At 70.8% G+C, this 17,360-nt stretch carries 15 protein-coding genes and 2 tRNA genes; 10 read left to right on the forward strand and 7 right to left on the reverse strand.

The annotated features are described in order from the left end of the window. Window positions 1–78 precede the first annotated feature (78 nt). Window positions 79–330: a DUF3073 domain-containing protein gene (locus tag AN215_RS10710; RefSeq protein WP_070012864.1), complete on the forward strand. Its 252-nt coding sequence runs from the start codon at window positions 79–81 to the stop codon at window positions 328–330. A 180-nt stretch (window positions 331–510) separates the two neighbouring features. Here AN215_RS10710 and purM read toward each other — a convergent pair whose 3' ends face one another. From purM to AN215_RS10730, 4 genes are all read right to left on the reverse strand, one after another. Continuing rightward, entirely contained in the window at window positions 511–1,590 is a 1,080-nt protein-coding gene (purM, locus tag AN215_RS10715; protein ID WP_070012863.1) for a phosphoribosylformylglycinamidine cyclo-ligase, read from the reverse strand. A 75-nt stretch (window positions 1,591–1,665) separates the two neighbouring features. After that, window positions 1,666–3,267, reverse strand: a complete 1,602-nt coding sequence (purF, locus tag AN215_RS10720) for an amidophosphoribosyltransferase (protein WP_070012862.1) — start codon at window positions 3,265–3,267, stop codon at window positions 1,666–1,668. 129 nt (window positions 3,268–3,396) lie between these two features. Then, window positions 3,397–4,215 carry a maleylpyruvate isomerase family mycothiol-dependent enzyme gene (locus AN215_RS10725; protein WP_070012861.1) on the reverse strand — a complete coding sequence of 273 codons (819 nt, stop codon included), beginning with the start codon at window positions 4,213–4,215 and terminating at the stop codon, window positions 3,397–3,399. A 140-nt stretch (window positions 4,216–4,355) separates the two neighbouring features. Further along, the gene (locus AN215_RS10730) at window positions 4,356–5,369 is read right to left on the reverse strand and encodes a LacI family DNA-binding transcriptional regulator (protein WP_070012860.1); all 1,014 of its coding nucleotides are present in this window, start codon (window positions 5,367–5,369) and stop codon (window positions 4,356–4,358) included. Between the two features lie 193 nt (window positions 5,370–5,562). Between AN215_RS10730 and AN215_RS10735 the strand changes: the two genes are divergently transcribed. From AN215_RS10735 to arfA, 4 genes are all read left to right on the forward strand, one after another. Further along, a complete protein-coding gene (locus tag AN215_RS10735; RefSeq protein ID WP_070012859.1) occupies window positions 5,563–6,921 on the forward strand; it encodes an ABC transporter substrate-binding protein in 1,359 nt (452 codons plus the stop codon). Continuing rightward, a complete protein-coding gene (locus tag AN215_RS10740; RefSeq protein ID WP_070012858.1) occupies window positions 6,918–7,871 on the forward strand; it encodes a carbohydrate ABC transporter permease in 954 nt (317 codons plus the stop codon). Before AN215_RS10735 ends, AN215_RS10740 begins: the two co-directional genes overlap by 4 nt. A gap of 5 nt (window positions 7,872–7,876) precedes the next feature. Next, complete coding sequence (locus AN215_RS10745; RefSeq protein ID WP_070012857.1) at window positions 7,877–8,776, forward strand: carbohydrate ABC transporter permease; 900 nt, start codon at window positions 7,877–7,879, stop codon at window positions 8,774–8,776. Window positions 8,777–8,912: 136 nt separating this feature from the next. Next, window positions 8,913–10,442: an arabinosylfuranosidase ArfA gene (arfA, locus tag AN215_RS10750; protein ID WP_070012856.1), complete on the forward strand. Its 1,530-nt coding sequence runs from the start codon at window positions 8,913–8,915 to the stop codon at window positions 10,440–10,442. Window positions 10,443–10,947: 505 nt separating this feature from the next. On the opposite strand, the gene purL is transcribed toward arfA, so the two are convergent. From purL to purS, 3 genes are read right to left on the reverse strand one after another with little or no spacing between them, the layout of a single operon-like run. Further along, window positions 10,948–13,278 carry a phosphoribosylformylglycinamidine synthase subunit PurL gene (gene purL / locus AN215_RS10755; RefSeq protein WP_070012855.1) on the reverse strand — a complete coding sequence of 777 codons (2,331 nt, stop codon included), beginning with the start codon at window positions 13,276–13,278 and terminating at the stop codon, window positions 10,948–10,950. Then, window positions 13,275–13,961 carry a phosphoribosylformylglycinamidine synthase subunit PurQ gene (purQ, locus tag AN215_RS10760; RefSeq protein WP_070012854.1) on the reverse strand — a complete coding sequence of 229 codons (687 nt, stop codon included), beginning with the start codon at window positions 13,959–13,961 and terminating at the stop codon, window positions 13,275–13,277. The genes purL and purQ overlap by 4 nt, the downstream gene beginning before the upstream one ends. Continuing rightward, the gene (gene purS, locus AN215_RS10765) at window positions 13,958–14,242 is read right to left on the reverse strand and encodes a phosphoribosylformylglycinamidine synthase subunit PurS (protein WP_070012853.1); all 285 of its coding nucleotides are present in this window, start codon (window positions 14,240–14,242) and stop codon (window positions 13,958–13,960) included. The genes purQ and purS overlap by 4 nt, the downstream gene beginning before the upstream one ends. 382 nt (window positions 14,243–14,624) lie before the next feature. On the opposite strand from purS, the gene AN215_RS10770 reads away from it, so the two are divergent. The 5 genes from AN215_RS10770 to AN215_RS10790 all read left to right on the forward strand — a co-directional run bounded on the left by AN215_RS10770 (window position 14,625) and on the right by AN215_RS10790 (window position 17,333). Further along, a complete protein-coding gene (locus AN215_RS10770; protein WP_070013817.1) occupies window positions 14,625–14,942 on the forward strand; it encodes a histone-like nucleoid-structuring protein Lsr2 in 318 nt (105 codons plus the stop codon). A gap of 107 nt (window positions 14,943–15,049) precedes the next feature. Beyond that, window positions 15,050–15,121 (forward strand) — tRNA-Gly (locus AN215_RS10775). Window positions 15,122–15,204: 83 nt separating this feature from the next. Next, window positions 15,205–15,280 (forward strand) — tRNA-Gly (locus tag AN215_RS10780). Between the two features lie 275 nt (window positions 15,281–15,555). Next, window positions 15,556–16,524, forward strand: coding sequence for an ABC transporter ATP-binding protein (locus AN215_RS10785; protein WP_070012852.1), 969 nt, complete (start codon window positions 15,556–15,558; stop codon window positions 16,522–16,524). After that, window positions 16,521–17,333: an ABC transporter permease gene (locus AN215_RS10790; RefSeq protein ID WP_070012851.1), complete on the forward strand. Its 813-nt coding sequence runs from the start codon at window positions 16,521–16,523 to the stop codon at window positions 17,331–17,333. Before AN215_RS10785 ends, AN215_RS10790 begins: the two co-directional genes overlap by 4 nt. Window positions 17,334–17,360: the final 27 nt, after the last annotated feature.

A 17,360-nucleotide genomic window follows, 5' to 3' on the forward strand; every position in this document is an offset into this window, starting at 1 on the left:
TTCGAGGGTCCGCTCTGAATTGTGAACGCGTGTCAAGACTCTGGGGCCGTCGAGCCCCGTCGTTGAGGGGGTCGAGCCATGGGGCGCGGCCGGGCCAAGGCCAAGCAGACGAAGGTCGCCCGCCAGCTGAAGTACAACAGCGGTGGGACGGACCTCTCGCGTCTGGCTGAGGAGCTGGGCGCATCGACCTCGAACGAGCCGCCGAACGGCGACCGCTTCGAGGACGATGAGCGTGACGACGACCCGTACGCGCAGTACGCGGACGGGTACAACGACGAGGAGGACGAGGGCCAGTCCTCCGACTCTTCGGCGCACCGGCGCCGGAGCTGACGTCCACAGATCCCTGCCCGGTCCGGCGTAAGCCGGACCGGGTTCTGTGCTGTTCCGGGCGCTGTCGCGCTCGATGACGTCGCGGCCTGTGCTCTCACCGCCCGCGCTGTTCCGGCCGGGGCTGTCCCGGCAGATGCTGCACCGGAGCACGCCGGCGGCGCCGCCTGTATCCGCGGCCGGTCACCGCGCATAGTCACCCGCGAGAGTCACGGCCCCGCCGCCGGCGGGGCGCCCGGTGATCTCCCCCGCCACCCAGGCGTCCACTCCGCGGTCCGCGAGAGTGGCGAGCGCCGCTCCGGCAGACTCCTGCGGCACCACGGCGACCATGCCGACGCCCATGTTCAGGGCGCTCTCCAGCTCGCCCCGTGCCACGTCACCGGCCTGCCCGACCAGGTCGAACACCGGGCCCGGCGTCCATGTCCCGCGGTCGACCCGGGCCTGCATCTCCTCCGGCACGACGCGGGCGAGGTTGCCCGCGAGACCGCCGCCGGTGATGTGCGAGAAGGCGTGCACCTCCGTCGTACGGGTCAGCGCGAGGCAGTCCAGCGAGTAGATCCTGGTGGGCTCCAGCAGCTCCTCGCCGAGGGTGCGGCCGAACTCCGGCACGTGCCTCTCCAGGGCCCAGCCGGCGCGCTCGAAGAGTACGTGCCTGACCAGCGAGTACCCGTTCGAGTGAAGACCGGAGGAGGCCATGGCGATCACGGCGTCCCCCGTACGGATTCGATCCGCGCCCAGCAGCGCATCGGCCTCGACCACGCCCGTACCGGCGCCCGCCACGTCGTACTCGTCGGGGCCGAGCAGCCCCGGATGCTCGGCGGTCTCGCCGCCGACGAGGGCGCAGCCCGCCAGCACGCAGCCCTCCGCGATGCCCTTGACGATCTGGGCGACGCGCTCGGGGACGACCCTGCCGACGCAGATGTAGTCGGTCATGAAGAGCGGTTCGGCGCCGCAGACGACCAGGTCGTCCACGACCATCGCCACCAGGTCGTGGCCGATGCTGTCGTGCTGGTCCATGCGCTGCGCGACGGCGACCTTCGTGCCGACGCCGTCGGTGGCCGAGGCCAGCAGGGGCCGCTCGTACCGCTTGAGCACGGAGGCGTCGAAGAGGCCGGCGAAGCCGCCGAGCGTGCCCACCGACTCGGGGCGCTGGGCCTTCTTGACCCACTCCTTCATGAGCTGGACGGCGCGGTCGCCCGCCTCGATGTCCACGCCGGCGGCCGCGTAGGTCGCGCCGGAAGATTCAGCAGGCTCGGCAGGCATGGGGTCGGCTCTCTCGGGTCGTGGGGGCATGCGGGCGGGAGTCCGCGGGACTGCGGCCTGCCATGGGCGGGCCGGCTACGGGCGTCGCAGCGCGTCGGTGCCGCCGACGCCGGCGGTGAGCGTCCCGACGCCGTCGACGTCCGGAACGGAGGGCTGCTCGGTGCTGTGCCCGTTGCCCGCTTCGGCGCCGGGCGCCGCCTGCGGTTCGCGCAGGTGCTTGCCCAGCAGCTCGGGGTCGGGAAGCGGCATCGGGTACTCGCCGTCGAAGCAGGCGCGGCACAGCTGCGACTTGGGGATCGTCGTCGCGTCGGTCATGCCGTCGATGGAGATGTACGCGAGCGAATCCGCGCCCAGGGACTTGCCGATCTCCTCGACCGTGAGGCCGTTCGCGATCAGCTCGGCGCGGTTGGCGAAGTCGATGCCGAAGAAGCAGGGCCACTTGATGGGCGGCGAGGAGATCCGTACGTGCACCTCGGCCGCGCCCGCCTCCCTCAGCATCCGCACCAGGGCGCGCTGGGTGTTGCCGCGGACGATCGAGTCGTCCACGACGACCAGGCGCTTGCCGCTGATGACTTCCTTCAGCGGATTGAGCTTCAGGCGGATGCCGAGCTGGCGGATGGTCTGGCTCGGCTGGATGAACGTGCGGCCGACATAGCTGTTCTTCACCAGGCCGCTGCCGTACGGGATGCCGCTGGCCTCCGCGTAGCCGATCGCGGCGGGGGTGCCGGACTCCGGTGTCGCTATGACCAGGTCGGCATCGGGGGCAGGGGCCTCGGCGGCGAGCTTCCGGCCCATCTCGACGCGGGAGAGGTAGACGTTCCGCCCGGCGATGTCGGTGTCGGGGCGGGCCAGGTAGACGTACTCGAAGACACAGCCCTTGGGCTTCGCTTCCGCGAACCGGGTGGAGCGGAGACCGTCCTCGTCGATGGCGATCATCTCGCCCGGCTCGACCTCGCGGATGAAGCTCGCGCCGACGATGTCCAGGGCCGAGGTCTCGCTCGCGACGACCCAGCCGCGCTCCAGGCGGCCGAGGACGAGCGGGCGCACGCCCTGGGCGTCGCGGGCGGCGTACAGCGTGTGCTCGTCCATGAAGACGAAGGAGAAGGCACCCCGCACGAGCGGCAGGACCACTGGAGCTGCCTGCTCGACCGTGAGCGGGGTGCCGTCCTCGTCGGTCTGGCCGGCCAGCAGGGCCGTGACCAGGTCGGTGTCGTTGGTGGCCGCGACCCTGGTGGCGCGGCTGCCGTTCTCCGACGACTGCTCCGCGACCAGCCCGGCGAGCTCGACGGTGTTGACGAGGTTGCCGTTGTGGCCCAGCGCGATCGAGCCGTGCCCGGTGGCACGGAAGGTCGGCTGGGCGTTCTCCCACACGGACGCGCCCGTCGTCGAGTAGCGGGCGTGGCCGACGGCGATGTGGCCGCGGAGGGAACCGAGGGAGGTCTCGTCGAAGACCTGCGAGACAAGGCCCATGTCCTTGAAGACCAGGATCTGGGAGCCGTTGCTCACCGCGATGCCCGCGGACTCCTGTCCGCGGTGCTGCAGCGCGTAGAGACCGAAATACGTGAGCTTCGCGACCTCTTCCCCGGGGGCCCAGACACCGAAGACGCCGCAGGCGTCCTGTGGGCCCTTCTCTGCGGGGAGCAGGTCGTGACTGAGTCGTCCGTCACCACGTGGCACGACACCGAGTCTAGGACAGGCGGCGCGTTGCTCCGAATCGGGGACAGTCCCACCGGTATCGGGTGACATCCCGGCTACCTGCGGTCACGAGGCGGCTCAGCAGGTGGGACGGGCCCGGCCGCGCCCCGCTCAGCCCAGCAAGGGCAACAGGCCGCCGAGGTCGGCCCGTTCACCGCTGGCGGAGACCGCGGCCGCGTCACGGGCCTGCTCCCAGCGGACCCGGCCGGTGGCGAGCCTGACCCATGTGAGCGGGTCGGTCTCCACGACGTTGGGCGGCGTGCCCCTGGTGTGCCGGGGCCCCTCGACGCACTGGACGACCGCGAAGGGCGGCACCCGCACCTCGACCGAGGAGCCCGGCGCCTTCACGGCGAGCGTGTCCGTGAGCACCCGTACGGTGGCGGCGAGCGCCTGCCGGTCGAAGGTGACGGCGCTGCCGGTGGCGCGGGCCAGATCGTCGCTGTGGACGACGAGTTCGACCAGCCGCGTCACTGTGAAGTCGAGCATCCGCATCGCTCCGGCGCCGTGCGGGATGAGCAGGTCGCCCCGTACGGCCGACTCCAGTACGGGCTCCAGCTGTGCCACGGCCTCGTCGATACGGGCCGCGCCGCCGGCGCCCGCCCGGTCCGCCTCCTCGCGGGTCTCCCGGTCCAGTCCGGCGGCGCCTCGGGCGGTCGAGAGCGCCCATTTCGGCAGGTCCACCTCGGGGGCGGCGGCCTTCGACTCCGGGCCGGCCAGGAAGCGGGGCACGGCGTCGATCTGGAGCGCGATGTGGACGAGGAGCCGGTGCACGTCCCAGCCGGGGAGCCCCGAGGGCCGTGCGCACTGCTCGGGGGTGAGCGCGTGCGCGGCGGCGGTGACGGCCTCGACCTGGCCGATCAGGGCCTGCCGGACCCTGGCGGGGTCGTAGCTGCGCCTGGTGGGAGCTTTGCTGCGTTTGGCGGGCGGCATGGTCAAGAGGTTAGAGGCTGGGCGGGCGGCCGGTACGCGGAAGGCGGCCTTGCGGCAGGGCACTCCGGGCCCGGCCCGGAGCGGGCCGAAGGCGCCGGTATCCGCACTGCACCCGGCGGCGCCGCCGGGTGCCGGGGAGCTCACGCTCGCGCGGTGCTCTCCCGGGCGACCAGCCGGTGCTCCACGTGCAGCGTCCTGTGCGGCGCCTCCGGGTCGCCCGCCGTACGGGCCAGCAGCGCCTCCACCGCGAGGCGGGCGAGCTGCCGCTTGTCGGGGGCGACGGTGCTCAGGGAAGGGACGCTGAACCGCGTCTCCTCGATGTCGTCGAAGCCGATCACCGCGATGTCGCGGGGCACGGTGCGGCCCGAGTCGTACACGGCCCGTACGGCGCCGGAGGCGAGCAGGTCGGAGAAGCAGAAGACCGCGTCCGGCGGCTCGCGGAGCGCGAGCAGGCCGCGCATGGCGGCCTGGCCCGCGGTGCGGCTGAAGGCGGGCACGAGGGGCGTGAGCTCCGGCTCGTGCGGGAGGCCTGCCGCCTCCAGAGCGTCCAGGTAACCGCGGGCGCGCTGCTGCGAGAAGGTGAAGAGGGGGTCGGAGAGAAACCCGACGGCGGCGATGCGGCGGCGTCCGCCCGCGATCAGGTGTGCGGTGGCCTCGCGCGCGGCGGCGACGTTGTCGATCAGTACCTGGTCGGCGGCGACCTCGTAGTCGCGCTCGCCGAGCAGTACGAGCGGGACGCGTCGTTCGCGGCGGGCGAGAGTGACCTGGTCGAGGCCCTGCGGCGAGAGGAGCACTCCGTCGATCAGCAGGTCCGAAAGGCCGGAGGCGACGCGCAGTTCAGACGCCGGATTTCCGCCGGTTTCCTCGATCAGGACGGACACGTCGTGTTCGCGGGCCGCGGCGATGACGGCGGTGGCCAGCTCCGAGAAGTAGGGCTGGACGAGCTCCGGGACGGCGAGGGCGATGACGCCGCTGCGGCCGGTGCGCAGATGGCGGGCGGAGGCGTTCGGCCGGTAGTCCAGCTCGTCGATGGCGCTGAGGACCCGCCGGCGGGTGGGCTCGGCGACGCGGACCTTGCCCCGTACGACGTTGGAGACGGTCTTGATGGAGACGCCCGCCCGCTCCGCGACGTCCTTGAGTCTCGCCCCGGCCATTCCGCTCCCCTCGGCGTGCGGTCACCACCCGCCCTCGCTCCGGCCTGCCCCGTACCGCGCGGACGGAAAGTGCCGTCCGATGTGTTGACGTCAGATTATGCCCTGAGTACAACGTTGGAACAGCGATTCCGCAGGCCCTGACGGGCGGCTGCTGGCCAGCCGCTCCTGTGCTTCCAACGTTGAACGAACGGGCGTGGTGCGTGTGCGTGGCAGTGGGCACGGCAACCTGCACGACAGGAGGAGGTTCCTCGGGGCCGTCGGCTCTCTCGCGGCGGCCGGGGCGCTCAGCGGGTGCGGCAGCCCCGTCGGGCAGGCCTTCACCGGCTCCGCGGGCCCGCCGTCCCTCCTCAACTTCTGGCACCCCTTCACCGGCGGCGACGGCGCGCAGCTGGACGCGATGCAGAGCGCGTACCGCAAGGAGAACCCCGGCGTCGATCTGAAGACGACCACGCTGGTGTGGGGCGCCCCGTACTACACCAAGCTCACCCTGGCGACGCTCGGCAACAGGCCGCCGCAGATCGCCATCACGCATGTCTCCAGGCTGCCCACGCTCGCCGCGTCCGGGCTGCTCCGCGAGATATCCGGCTCCGAGCTGGAAGAACACGGTCTGACGCCCGACCGCTTCAAGAAGGCCGCGTTCCGCAGCGCGCACCACGACGGCAGGCTCTACGCACTCCCGATCGACACCCACCCCTTCGTGCTCTACTACCGCACCGACGTCGCGAAGAAGGCAGGGCTGCTCGACGAGGCGGGCCGGCTGACGGACGTCGACGGACCCGAGAAGTTCCTCGACGCGCTGCGGGCCGCGAAGCAGGCAACCGGCGTCTGGGGCGGGTCCATCGCCACCGTCAAGGACCCGGCGACCTGCTGGCGGCTCTTCTGGTCCCTGTACCGGCAGTTGGGCGCGGACCTCATCACCGACGGCGGCCGGAAGGTGGTCATGGACGTGGGCGCCGCCGAGGAGGCGCTCGCCTTCATCCACCGCATGGCCGCGGAGAAGCTCATCCCTCCCGGCGCGGACGGCGACGGCGGCGCGATCACACTGCTGACCTCCGGCAAGGCGGGCTTCCTGATGGACGGGGAATGGCAACTGCTCGCCGTACAGGGAGCGGTGAAGGACAAGTTCGACATGCGCACCTTCCCGCGGATCTTCCGCGACGCCCCGTACGCGTGCGCCGCCGACTCGCACGCCTTCATCCTGCCGAGCGCACCCTCCGAGAAGGCCCAACGGGCCGGCAAGGCGCTGGAGTTCGCCCGGTCGATGCTCGACGAGAGCCTGCTGTGGGCGAAGGGCGGCCACATCCCCGCCTGGCAGTCCACCGAACGCTCCGACGCCTACCACCGGCTGGAGCCGCAGGCGCACTACAGGGACGCCGCCGACAGCGCGGCGTACGACCCGGCCGCCTGGTACTCCGGCGCGGACAGCAACCTCTACCGCCGCTTCAGCGACGTCGTGTCGTCAGTGGTGGGCGGCGACACCCGCCCCGGCCCGGGCGCGGCACGCATGCGCGCGGCGATCAAGGACCTGGCCGGGATGGAGGCACCCGTATGAGTACGAGTACGAGCGTGCACCTGGGAGCCGGGACCGGCGCACCCGCGACCGGCAAGCCCGGCGGCGGGCCCGGGAGCGGGACCGCCCGCTGGACGGCCTCCGGGATGCTGCTGCCCTTCGGGTTCTTCTACGTGCTCTTCCTGCTGGGCCCGCTCGTCTACACGGCGGTCGCGGGATTCTTCAACGACAGCCTCGTCAAGGACGGCACCGGCGAGTGGGTCGGCACGGCCAACTACGCGGAGGCGCTCGCCTCCCCGGAGTTCTGGTCCAGCCTCGGCCACACCCTCTGGTTCACCGTGCTGACGACGGTGCCGCTGATACTGCTGGCGCTGACGCTGGCCCTGATGACGGACCGCTTCTCGCGGGGGAAGTGGTTCTTCAGGCTGGCGTTCTTCGCGCCCTTCATGCTGCCCTCCTCGGTGATCTCACTGCTCTTCATGTGGATCTACGCGGACCAGATCGGGCTGGCGCAGGGCGTGGTCAAGTGGTTCGGCGTGAACGCGGCGCCCTCGTGGCTCGGCGACCCGGACTGGGCGATGATCTCGATCGCCGCCGCGACGGTCTGGTGGACGGTCGGCTTCAACTTCGTCATCTACCTGGCCGCGCTGCAGGAGATACCGCGCGACGTGTACGAGGCCGCGGCCATCGACGGCGCGGGCCCCTGGCAGCGGCTGCGCCTCGTCGTCATCCCGATGCTGGGGCGCGCGACCACGCTGGTGGCGGTGCTCCAACTCGTCGCGTCGCTCAAGGTCTTCGACCAGATCTACATGATGACGAACGGCGGCCCGGACGACGCCACCCGTCCTTCGCTGCTGTACATCTTCCAGACCGGCTTCACGGACGGCCGCGCCGGCTACGCCTCGACCGTTGCGCTGCTTCTCTTCGTCATCATCCTGCTCATCTCGCTCGTCTGGTTCGCGCTGATCCGGCGCACCGAGAAGGAGGGCTGAGCACGATGACGACGCTCACCCCGGCGGCACCTCCCTCCACCCCTCAGACGGAACCGTCCCGGTCCCGCAGGCGCGCCGGACACACCGACTCCGAGCGGCTGTTCAACCGGGTCGTGCTCGGTGTGCTCATCGCCCTGGCGCTGCTGTGGCTGGTCCCGATCGCGTGGGCCGTGGCAACGTCCGTACGGCCGCCCAACGACATCGCGACCGATCCGACCTCGTGGCTCTCGGAGAATTCGACGCTCTCCTCCTACCAGGAGATTCTCTCCGCGGGACGAATCCAGTACTGGTACGTGAACAGCCTGATCACCTCGTCGCTGACGACGCTGCTCGCGGTGTGCACCACGTCGCTCGCGGCGTTCGCGCTGTCACGGCTGAACTTCCGCTACCGGAGGCCGGTCTTCCTGGTCATCCTCGCCGGCGTCATGATCCCGCCGCAGCTGCTGATGATTCCGCAGTTCCTGACGCTGCAGGCGACCGGGATGCTCAACACGTACTGGGCGGTCATCCTGCCCCAAGTGCCCAACGTGGTCTCGGTCTTCGTCTTCAAGCAGTTCTTCGACGGCATCCCCGTCGAGCTGACGGACGCGGCGCGCGCGGACGGCGCGAGCTGGCTGCGGATCTACTGGCAGATCGTGATGCCGCTGTCCCGTCCCGCCATCTCCGCCGTGACGATCTTCGTCTTCGTGTGGTCCTGGAACAACTTCCTCTGGCCGCTGCTCGCCGTCACGGACCCGCAGATGATGACGCTTCCCGTCGGCCTCAACTCCGTACAGGACGCCTTCGGTCTGCCGCAGGCGCAGCTGATGGCGTCGGCGGTGCTGGGGGCGCTGCCGCTGCTCACCGTCTTCCTCTTCTTCCAGCGCCGGATCGTCGAGGGAATCGCCGGCACCGGCCTGAAGTGACAGCCGCCGCGGGTCCCGCACGACGAGCACCGACACGAAGCCACCGACACGAAGAGCACCGCATATAGGGAGCACTGCACGAACAGCACCGCACATAGAGCACCGCACACAGAGCACCCAGAGAGGCAATCACCGAATGACCGACCAGCCCGTCGGCACCGCCCGCTTCACCATCGACCCCGACTTCGCCCTCGGCACCGTGGACCCCCGCCTGTACGGGACGTTCGTCGAGCACATGGGCCGCTGCGTCTATACGGGCATCCACGAGCCGGACCATGAGACCGCCGACGAGCACGGCTTCCGCGGCGACGTCTCCCGGCTCGTACGCGAGCTGGGCACGGGCCTCGTCCGCTATCCCGGGGGCAACTTCGTCTCCGGCTACCACTGGGAGGACGGCATCGGCCCGGCCGCCGACCGCCCCCGCCGCCTCGACCTCGCCTGGCGCAGCATCGAGACGAACCAGGTCGGCACCGACGAGTTCCTCGGCTGGGCCCGCCGTCAGGGCGTCGAGCCGATGATGGCCGTCAACCTCGGCACGCGCGGCATCGACGCCGCACGCGCCCTTGTCGAGTACTGCAACATCCCGGGCGGCACCGCCTGGTCGGACCTGCGCGTGAAGAACGGCGTGCGCGAGCCGCACGGCGTACGGCTGTGGTGTCTCGGCAACGAGATGGACGGCCCCTGGCAGACCGGGCACACCACGGCCCGTGAGTACGGGCGCCTGGCAGCGGAGGCGGGCAAGTCCATGCACCAGGTCGACCCCTCCATCGAGCTTGTGGCGTGCGGCAGTTCGAACGCGAGGATGCCGACGTTCGGCGAGTGGGAGCGGCAGGTGCTGCACGAGACGTACGACGAGGCCGACTACCTCTCGCTGCACGCCTACTACGAGGAGACCGGCGGCGACCGGGCGAGCTTCCTCGCCAGCGGCGCCCAGATGGACGCCTACATCTCCGACGTCGTCTCCACCGCCGACCACGTGCGGGCCGTCCGCCGTTCCACGAAGCGGATGAAGCTCTCGTTCGACGAGTGGAACGTCTGGTACCAGTCCCGCTTCCCGGGCGAGCGCGCGCTTCCGCTGGAAGAGAGGCCCCGGCTCATCGAGGACACCTACAGCGTCACGGACGCGGCCGTCGTCGGCTCCCTGCTGATGACGCTGCTGCGCCACGCCGACCGGGTCGCCGTCGCCTGCCTCGCGCAGCTCGTCAACGTCATCGGCCCCATCCGCAGCGAACCGGGCGGCCCGAGCTGGCGGCAGACCACCTTCCACCCCTTCGCGCTCACGGCACGGCACGCGCGCGGCACGGTGCTGCGTACGGAGGTGTCCGGGCCGGTGATCGAGACGGAGAAGCACGGGCCCGTACAGGCGCTCGACACGGTCAGCACGCTGGACCCGGAGAGCGGCGAGCTGACGGTGCTGGCCGTCAACCGGCACCAGGAGCAGAGCCTCCGGCTCAGCGCGGCGCTCCGCGGTCTGTCCGCCCCGTACCGGGTGACCGAGCATCTCCAGATCGCCGACCCCGATCCGGACGCGGCCAACACGGAGGCCGAACCGGACCGCGTCGTGCCACGGCCCGTACGGGACACGGCGGTCAGCGCGGAGGGCGAACTGGAGGCGGTGCTGCCGCCGGTCTCCTGGAGCGTGATCCGGCTGACGCCGGAGGTCTGACCACGACGCGGGCCGGACTCCCTCCGGACCTGTCCCCTCCGGCCGGAACCTTCCGGTTTGAGCAGGAACCCTGACCGGCCCGGGGCCGGAACCCCGCTCCGGGCCGGTGGGCGGCGCGCCGCGCCGGAGCAGTACGGGAATCCGCCGCCCCCCGCCGGCGTGGCCACGCGGGGGCGCACGCGCCGATCACCCCGTCCCCGACACCGCCGACCACACACACCGCGGACACCCGCCGCCACGGCGGAAAGACGCGACCCGGCACATCAGCTGCGACCACCTGCCGACGAACCCCCGTCCCCGCAGGCCCCCGCCCCGCAGACAGCGGCGAGGATGATCCGCGGGAGGCAACACCTCGGGGCCGTACGGCCATGTCGCAGGCGTCACGGCCGGGCCGGTTCGAGGGCGGTCCCCCTGCGGCGGGGGCGCAGAGCCGCCCGCGCCGGAGGCGGGGCCGGGCGGGCGGGCGGGGCGGGGATGACCCGGCGCCACCGGTACGGGCAGGGCGTCAGGCGCCCGCGCGCTCCGCGTCGCCCGCGAACAGCGCCGGAAGCGTGCCCTCGTGCGCTTCGCGCAACTCGCGCAGGGAGACGCCGAACTGGCCCTGGATCTCGATCTCGTCGCCGTCCACGACGCCGATGCGGGCCACCGGAAGCCCCCGCGCCCCGCACATGTCGTTGAAGCGGACCTCCTCGCTGCGCGGGACCGCGACCAGCGCGCGCCCCTGCGACTCGGAGAAGAGGAAGACGAACGGCGACAGCCCGTCCGGCACCACCACGCGCGCACCGTTGCCGCCCTTGAGGCAGGACTCGGCGAGGGCCTGGATCAGGCCGCCGTCGCTCAGGTCGTGCGCGGCATCGATCATCCCGTCACGGGACGCGGCGATCAGGATCTCCGCGAGCAGCCGCTCCCGGTCCAGGTCGACGGCCGGCGGCAGCCCGCCCAGGTGCCCGTGGGCCACCTGGGACCAGGCCGAGCCGCCCAGCTCCTCCCGGGTGTCGCCCAGCAGGTAGAGCAGCTGCCCCTGCTCCGCGAACGCGACCGGCGTACGGCGGCTCACGTCGTCGATGACACCGAGGACGCCGACGACCGGCGTCGGATGGATCGCCGTGTCGCCGGTCTGGTTGTAGAGGGAGACGTTGCCGCCCGTCACCGGCGTGCCCAGTTCGCGGCAGGCGTCGGCGAGCCCCCGGCAGGCCTCGGCGAACTGCCACATGGCCGAAGGGTCCTCCGGCGAGCCGAAGTTGAGGCAGTCGGTGACCGCCAGCGGGCGCGCGCCCGTCGCCGCGACGTTGCGGTACGACTCGGCGAGCGCGAGCTGCGCCCCCGCGTACGGGTCGAGCTTGGCGTAGCGGCCGTTGCCGTCGGTGGCGAGCGCGACCCCGAGGCCGGTCTCCTCGTCGACGCGGATCATGCCGCCGTCCTCCGGCTGCGCCAGCACGGTGTTGCCGAGGACGTAGCGGTCGTACTGGTCGGTGATCCAGGACTTGGCCGCCTGGTTGGGCGAGGAGAGCAGCGCGAGCGTGGCGGCGCGCAGCTCCTCCCCCGTGCCGGGGCGCGGCAGCGCGGCCGCGTCGTCCGCCTGCAGCGCGTCCTGCCAGGACGGACGCTCGTACGGACGGTGGTAGACGGGCCCCTCGTGCGCGACGGTGCGCGGCGGTACGTCGACGATCTGTTCGCCGTGCCAGTAGATCTCCAGCCGCTCGCCCTCCGTCACCTCACCGATGACCGTGGCGATGACGTCCCACTTCTCGCAGATCTCCAGGAAGCGGTCCACCTTGCCGGGCTCGACGACGGCGCACATCCGCTCCTGCGACTCGCTCATGAGGATCTCCTCGGGGGAGAGCGAGGAGTCCCGCAGCGGGACGGTGTCCAGCTCGACGCGCATGCCGCCGCTGCCGGCGCTGGCCAGCTCGGACGTGGCGCAGGACAGGCCCGCGCCGCCCAGGTCCTGGATGCCGGCGACCAGCTTCTCCCTGAAGATCTCCAGGGTGCACTCGATGAGGAGCTTCTCCTGGAAGGGGTCGCCGACCTGGACCGCCGGGCGCTTGGCCGGGCCCTCCTCCTCGAAGGTCTCGGAGGCCAGCACGGAGACGCCGCCGATGCCGTCGCCACCGGTGCGGGCCCCGTACAGGATGACCTTGTTGCCGGTCCCGGACGCCTGTGCGAGGTGGATGTCCTCATGCTTCATCACGCCGACGCACAAGGCATTGACCAGCGGGTTTCCCTGGTAGCAGTCGTCGAAGACCACTTCACCGCCGATGTTGGGCAGGCCCAGGCAGTTGCCGTAACCACCGATGCCGGCGACGACGCCGGGCAGCACGCGCCTGGTGTCGGGGTGGTCGGCCGCGCCGAAGCGGAGGGGGTCCATCACGGCGACGGGACGGGCGCCCATGGCGAGGATGTCGCGGACGATGCCGCCGATACCGGTGGCAGCGCCCTGGTAGGGCTCCACATAGCTGGGGTGGTTGTGCGACTCGACCTTGAAGGTGACGGCGTAGTCCTGGCCGATGTCGACGACCCCGGCGTTCTCCCCGATGCCGACGAGCATCGCTGTGTTCTCAGGCTGTCCGGGCGCCTTCTCCCCGAACTGCTTCAGGTGCACCTTGCTGCTCTTGTACGAGCAGTGCTCGGACCACATCACCGAGTACATGGCCAGCTCGGCGCCGGTGGGACGCCGGCCGAGGATCTCGCGGATGCGCTCGTACTCGTCCTGCTTGAGGCCGAGTTCGGCCCAGGGCTGATCGGCGCCGGGGGTCCCGGCGGCGTGCTTGACGGTGTCGAGAGCCGTACGCGGCGCGGGTGCCGTACGCGGCTCGGACTGCGTGGACGGAGTCATGCGGTGACCAGCCTCTTGAGTACCGAGGTGAAGAAGCCCAGCCCGTCGGTCGTCGGCCCGGTGAGGGTCTCGACGGCGTGCTCGGGGTGCGGCATGAGGCCGACCACGTTCCCGGCCTCGTTGGAGATGCCCGCGATGTCGCGGCGGGAGCCGTTGGGGTTGCCCCCGACGTAGCGGAAGACGACGCGGCCCTCCGCCTCCAGGGAGTCGAGGGTGCGCTCGTCGGCGACGTAACCGCCCTCGCCGTTCTTGAGCGGGACGGTGATCTCCTGCCCCTGCCCGTAGTCGGACGTCCAGGCGGTGTCGGTGCGCTCCACGCGCAGCCTCTGGTCGCGGCAGACGAAGTGCAGGTGGTCGTTGCGGGTCAGCGCTCCGGGCAGCAGATGCGACTCGCACAGCACCTGGAAGCCGTTGCAGATGCCGAGCACCGGCATGCCGCCGCGCGCCTGCTCCAGCAGCGGCTCCATGACGGGCGAGAAGCGGGCGATGGCGCCGCAGCGCAGATAGTCGCCGTAGGAGAAGCCACCGGGCAGCACGACCGCGTCCACCTGACGCAGATCCGCGTCGCGGTGCCAGAGCTCGACGGGCTCGCCGCCGGCGAGCCGGACGGCGCGGCGGGCGTCGCTGTCGTCGAGCGACCCGGGAAAGGTGACGACGCCGATACGTCCGAGGCCGCCGGTCACGCAGCGGCCCCCGCTCCGGCACCTTCGGCGCCTTCGGCCTCTTCGACACGAACCGTGTAGTGCTCGATCACGGTGTTCGCGAGGAAGGTCTCGGCCAGTTCGCGAATACGGGCCAGTGCCTCGTCCGTGACGGGCTCCGCCACATCGAGTTCGAAGCGCTTCCCCTGGCGTACGTCCGCGATGCCCTCGAAACCGAGGCGGGGCAGTGCACGCTGCACCGCCTGGCCCTGCGGGTCGAGGATCTCCGGCTTCAGCATGACGTCGACTACGACGCGAGCCACAGGTACTCCCGGTGATGGTGATGGTGCTGAGCAATGGTGCGTCTGCCGGCGAAGCAACGCGCTCGCCAGCCTACCGGCCCGCAGAATCTACGCGCGTTGATATCTCGGGCCGCACCCGCACCGGCCCGGCTTTCCGGCGCGATCGGCCCACCACCGCACGCCGGAGCTCTGGGAAAAATGCCGTGAAAAAAGTATGGTCCCGATTGCGGTCTGACACGCGAGTCGAAATACTCGCGCTTCACATTGCAAAGCCCTCGGCTGTACAAAAGGAAAAGTCCCCGGCACCAATCCCGCGGATCACTCGCGCCTCCCGCTGGTCTTCCCATGTCAGCGCGGGAATCGTGTGATCCATTTCGCGATCCTGATGGAAGGTCCGATATCCGTGGCACAACGTGTAGTGGTCACCCTCTCCGACGACATCGACGGCGGAGAAGCAGCGGAAACGGTCTCCTTCGGGCTCGACGGGAAGTCGTACGAGGTGGACCTCAACATCGAGAACGCGAAGAAGCTGCGTGAGGACCTGGCCCGCTTCGTCGAAGCCGGCCGCAAGCGCGCCAAGTCCGGCAAGGCCTACCACCGCACCTCGGTCGCCCCCGACCCCCGCGCCGTGCGCGCCTGGGCCGAGTCCAACGGCTTCGAGGTGCCGGCTCGCGGCCGCATCCCGAAGAAGGTCTACGACGCCTTCAACGCCTCCCGTTGACCCCCGCGCCCGGCCCGTACCGCGGGCCGGGCGGCCCGACTTGCCACGGACCCCGGTTGATCCGCTAGAGTCTGGCCCGTCGCCGCGAGGGAAACCACGCGGAACACGCGGGTGTAGCTCAGTAGTAGAGCGCCCCCTTTCCAAGGGGGAGGCGCAGTGTGCGATTCCTGTCACCCGCTCTCGTCCTCGCCGGACCGCCGTCGGAAACGATCAGGTACAGTGGGGTCGCGCAAGCCACCCGGTGCAAGCCGGATGGAAGCATGCGGACGTAGCTCAGTTGGTAGAGCGCAACCTTGCCAAGGTTGAGGTCGCGAGTTCGAGCCTCGTCGTCCGCTCCACGCACAACGGAATCCTCATTCAAGAGGTATGTGAGAGCCCCGGTCCCCGGACCGGGGCTCGTTCATTTCCCCGGTTCCGAAAGATGTCCGCCGCCTCCGCGGCGATGTCCGCTGCCGCCTCTGCGGCCATGAGCTCCGCCGCCTCCGATGGCCATCGTGTCCGCCGGTCCGACGCCTTCGTGTGCAAGCCTCCTTGCCCGCGCATGAGGTTCGTCATGCGCGCTCGTGACACCACGCACCCGGCAGAAGCCGGGCGGCGCGGAAGACTGACGGACATGGATGCGATCGAGGTCGACGGACTCAAACGGCGATATGCGAAGGGCTTCGAAGCCGTGCGCGGTGTCTCGTTCTCCGTACGGGAGGGCGAGATCTTCGCGCTGCTGGGTACGAACGGAGCGGGCAAGACCTCCACGGTCGAGCTGCTGGAGGGCCTGGCACGGCCCAGCGGCGGCAAGGTGAAGGTGCTCGGCTTCGACCCGTACTCGGAACGCACGGCGGTGCGGCCCCGTACAGGCGTGATGCTTCAGGAGGGCGGCTTCCCGTCCGAGCTGACGGTCACCGAGACGATCCGGATGTGGGCGGGCTGCACGAGCGACGCGCGCCCCATCGGCGAGGTCCTGGCACAGGTGGGGCTCTCCGACCGGCGCGCGAACGTCCGCGTCAAGCAGCTCTCCGGAGGTGAACGGCGGCGCCTGGACCTGGCGATGGCGCTGGTCGGACACCCGGAGGTGCTCTTCCTGGACGAGCCGACCACCGGCATGGACCCGGAAGGACGCCGGGACACCTGGGAGTTGGTACGCGAGCTGCGCCGGGCCGGCACGACCGTGCTGCTGACGACGCACTATCTGGAGGAGGCCGAGGAGCTGGCCGACCGGCTGGCCATCATGCGTTCGGGGCGCATCGTCACCACCGGAACCCCGGAGCAGGTCGTCGCGGAACGCCCGTCCAGCATCCGCTTCATGCTGCCGGACGGTCTCACCGCCCAGCATCTGCCGCCGACGCTGCCGCCGGCCACGGTGCGCGAGGGACGCTTCGAGATCCGTACGCCGCAGCTGCAGGCGGTGCTGACCGATCTGCTGCTGTGGGCGCGGCAGACGGGCGTCGAACTGCCCGGCCTGCACGCGCGGACGGCCACCCTCGAAGAGGTGTTCCTGGAGATCGCGCAGCTCCCGGACGAGAACGACGAGGACGGGCAGGCTCCGGACGCGGCGAAGTCCGGCGAGAAGGAGGTGGAGCGGGTATGAGCACCACGGATGCGGCCACTGTGAAGGCGCCGGGCCGGGTGGACACTTCGGCGATGGGGCGAAGGCTGCGCGCGCTCGGCCGCGCGGAACTGACGCTGTTGTTCCGGAACAAGGCGATGCTCTTCGTCGCTCTCGCCACCCCGATCCTGCTGACGGTGCTGATGCGCCAGACCATCAGCGGCATGAACCTCGAGGGCACCGGCCTGTCGATGGGGACGGTGCTGATCCCCGGCTCGATCGGCTACGTGCTGGTCTTCGCCGTCTACGCGAACCTGACCGGCATCTACGTCACGCGGCGCGAGGAGCTCGTGCTCAAGCGGCTGCGTACCGGTGAGGCGAGCGACGGCGAGATCCTGGCGGGCAGCGCGCTGCCCTCGCTGGTGCTGGCGCTCGGGCAGTGCGTGCTGCTGCTCGGCGGAGGCGCGGTGCTGCTCGACCTCGCACCGCCGGAGCGGCCCGAACTGGTCGCCGCCGGGCTGCTGCTCGGCCTGGTGCTGATGGTGCTGCTGGCCGGGGTGTCGGCCGTGTTCACGCGGAGCACGGAAGCCTCGCAGATCACCACGTTCCCGTTCATGGCGGTCTCTTTCGTGGGATCGGGAATCGTGGTTCCGCTGGATGTCATGCCGGACGCCCTCGCCACGGTGTGTTCACTGCTCCCCGTGTCACCGACGATGGAGCTGGTACGCAACGGCTGGGTGGGCACGCTCAGCGGCGCGGACACGGTGAAGGCCCTGGGCGTCCTCGTGGTGTGGATCATCCTCGGGACCCTGGCCGTACGACGCTGGTTCCCCTGGGAGCCGCGGCGCTAGACAGCGGTGGACAGGTGAGGAGCACGG

The organism is Streptomyces abyssalis (assembly GCF_001751365.1).
Taxonomy (GTDB): Bacteria; Actinomycetota; Actinomycetes; order Streptomycetales; family Streptomycetaceae; genus Streptomyces; species Streptomyces abyssalis.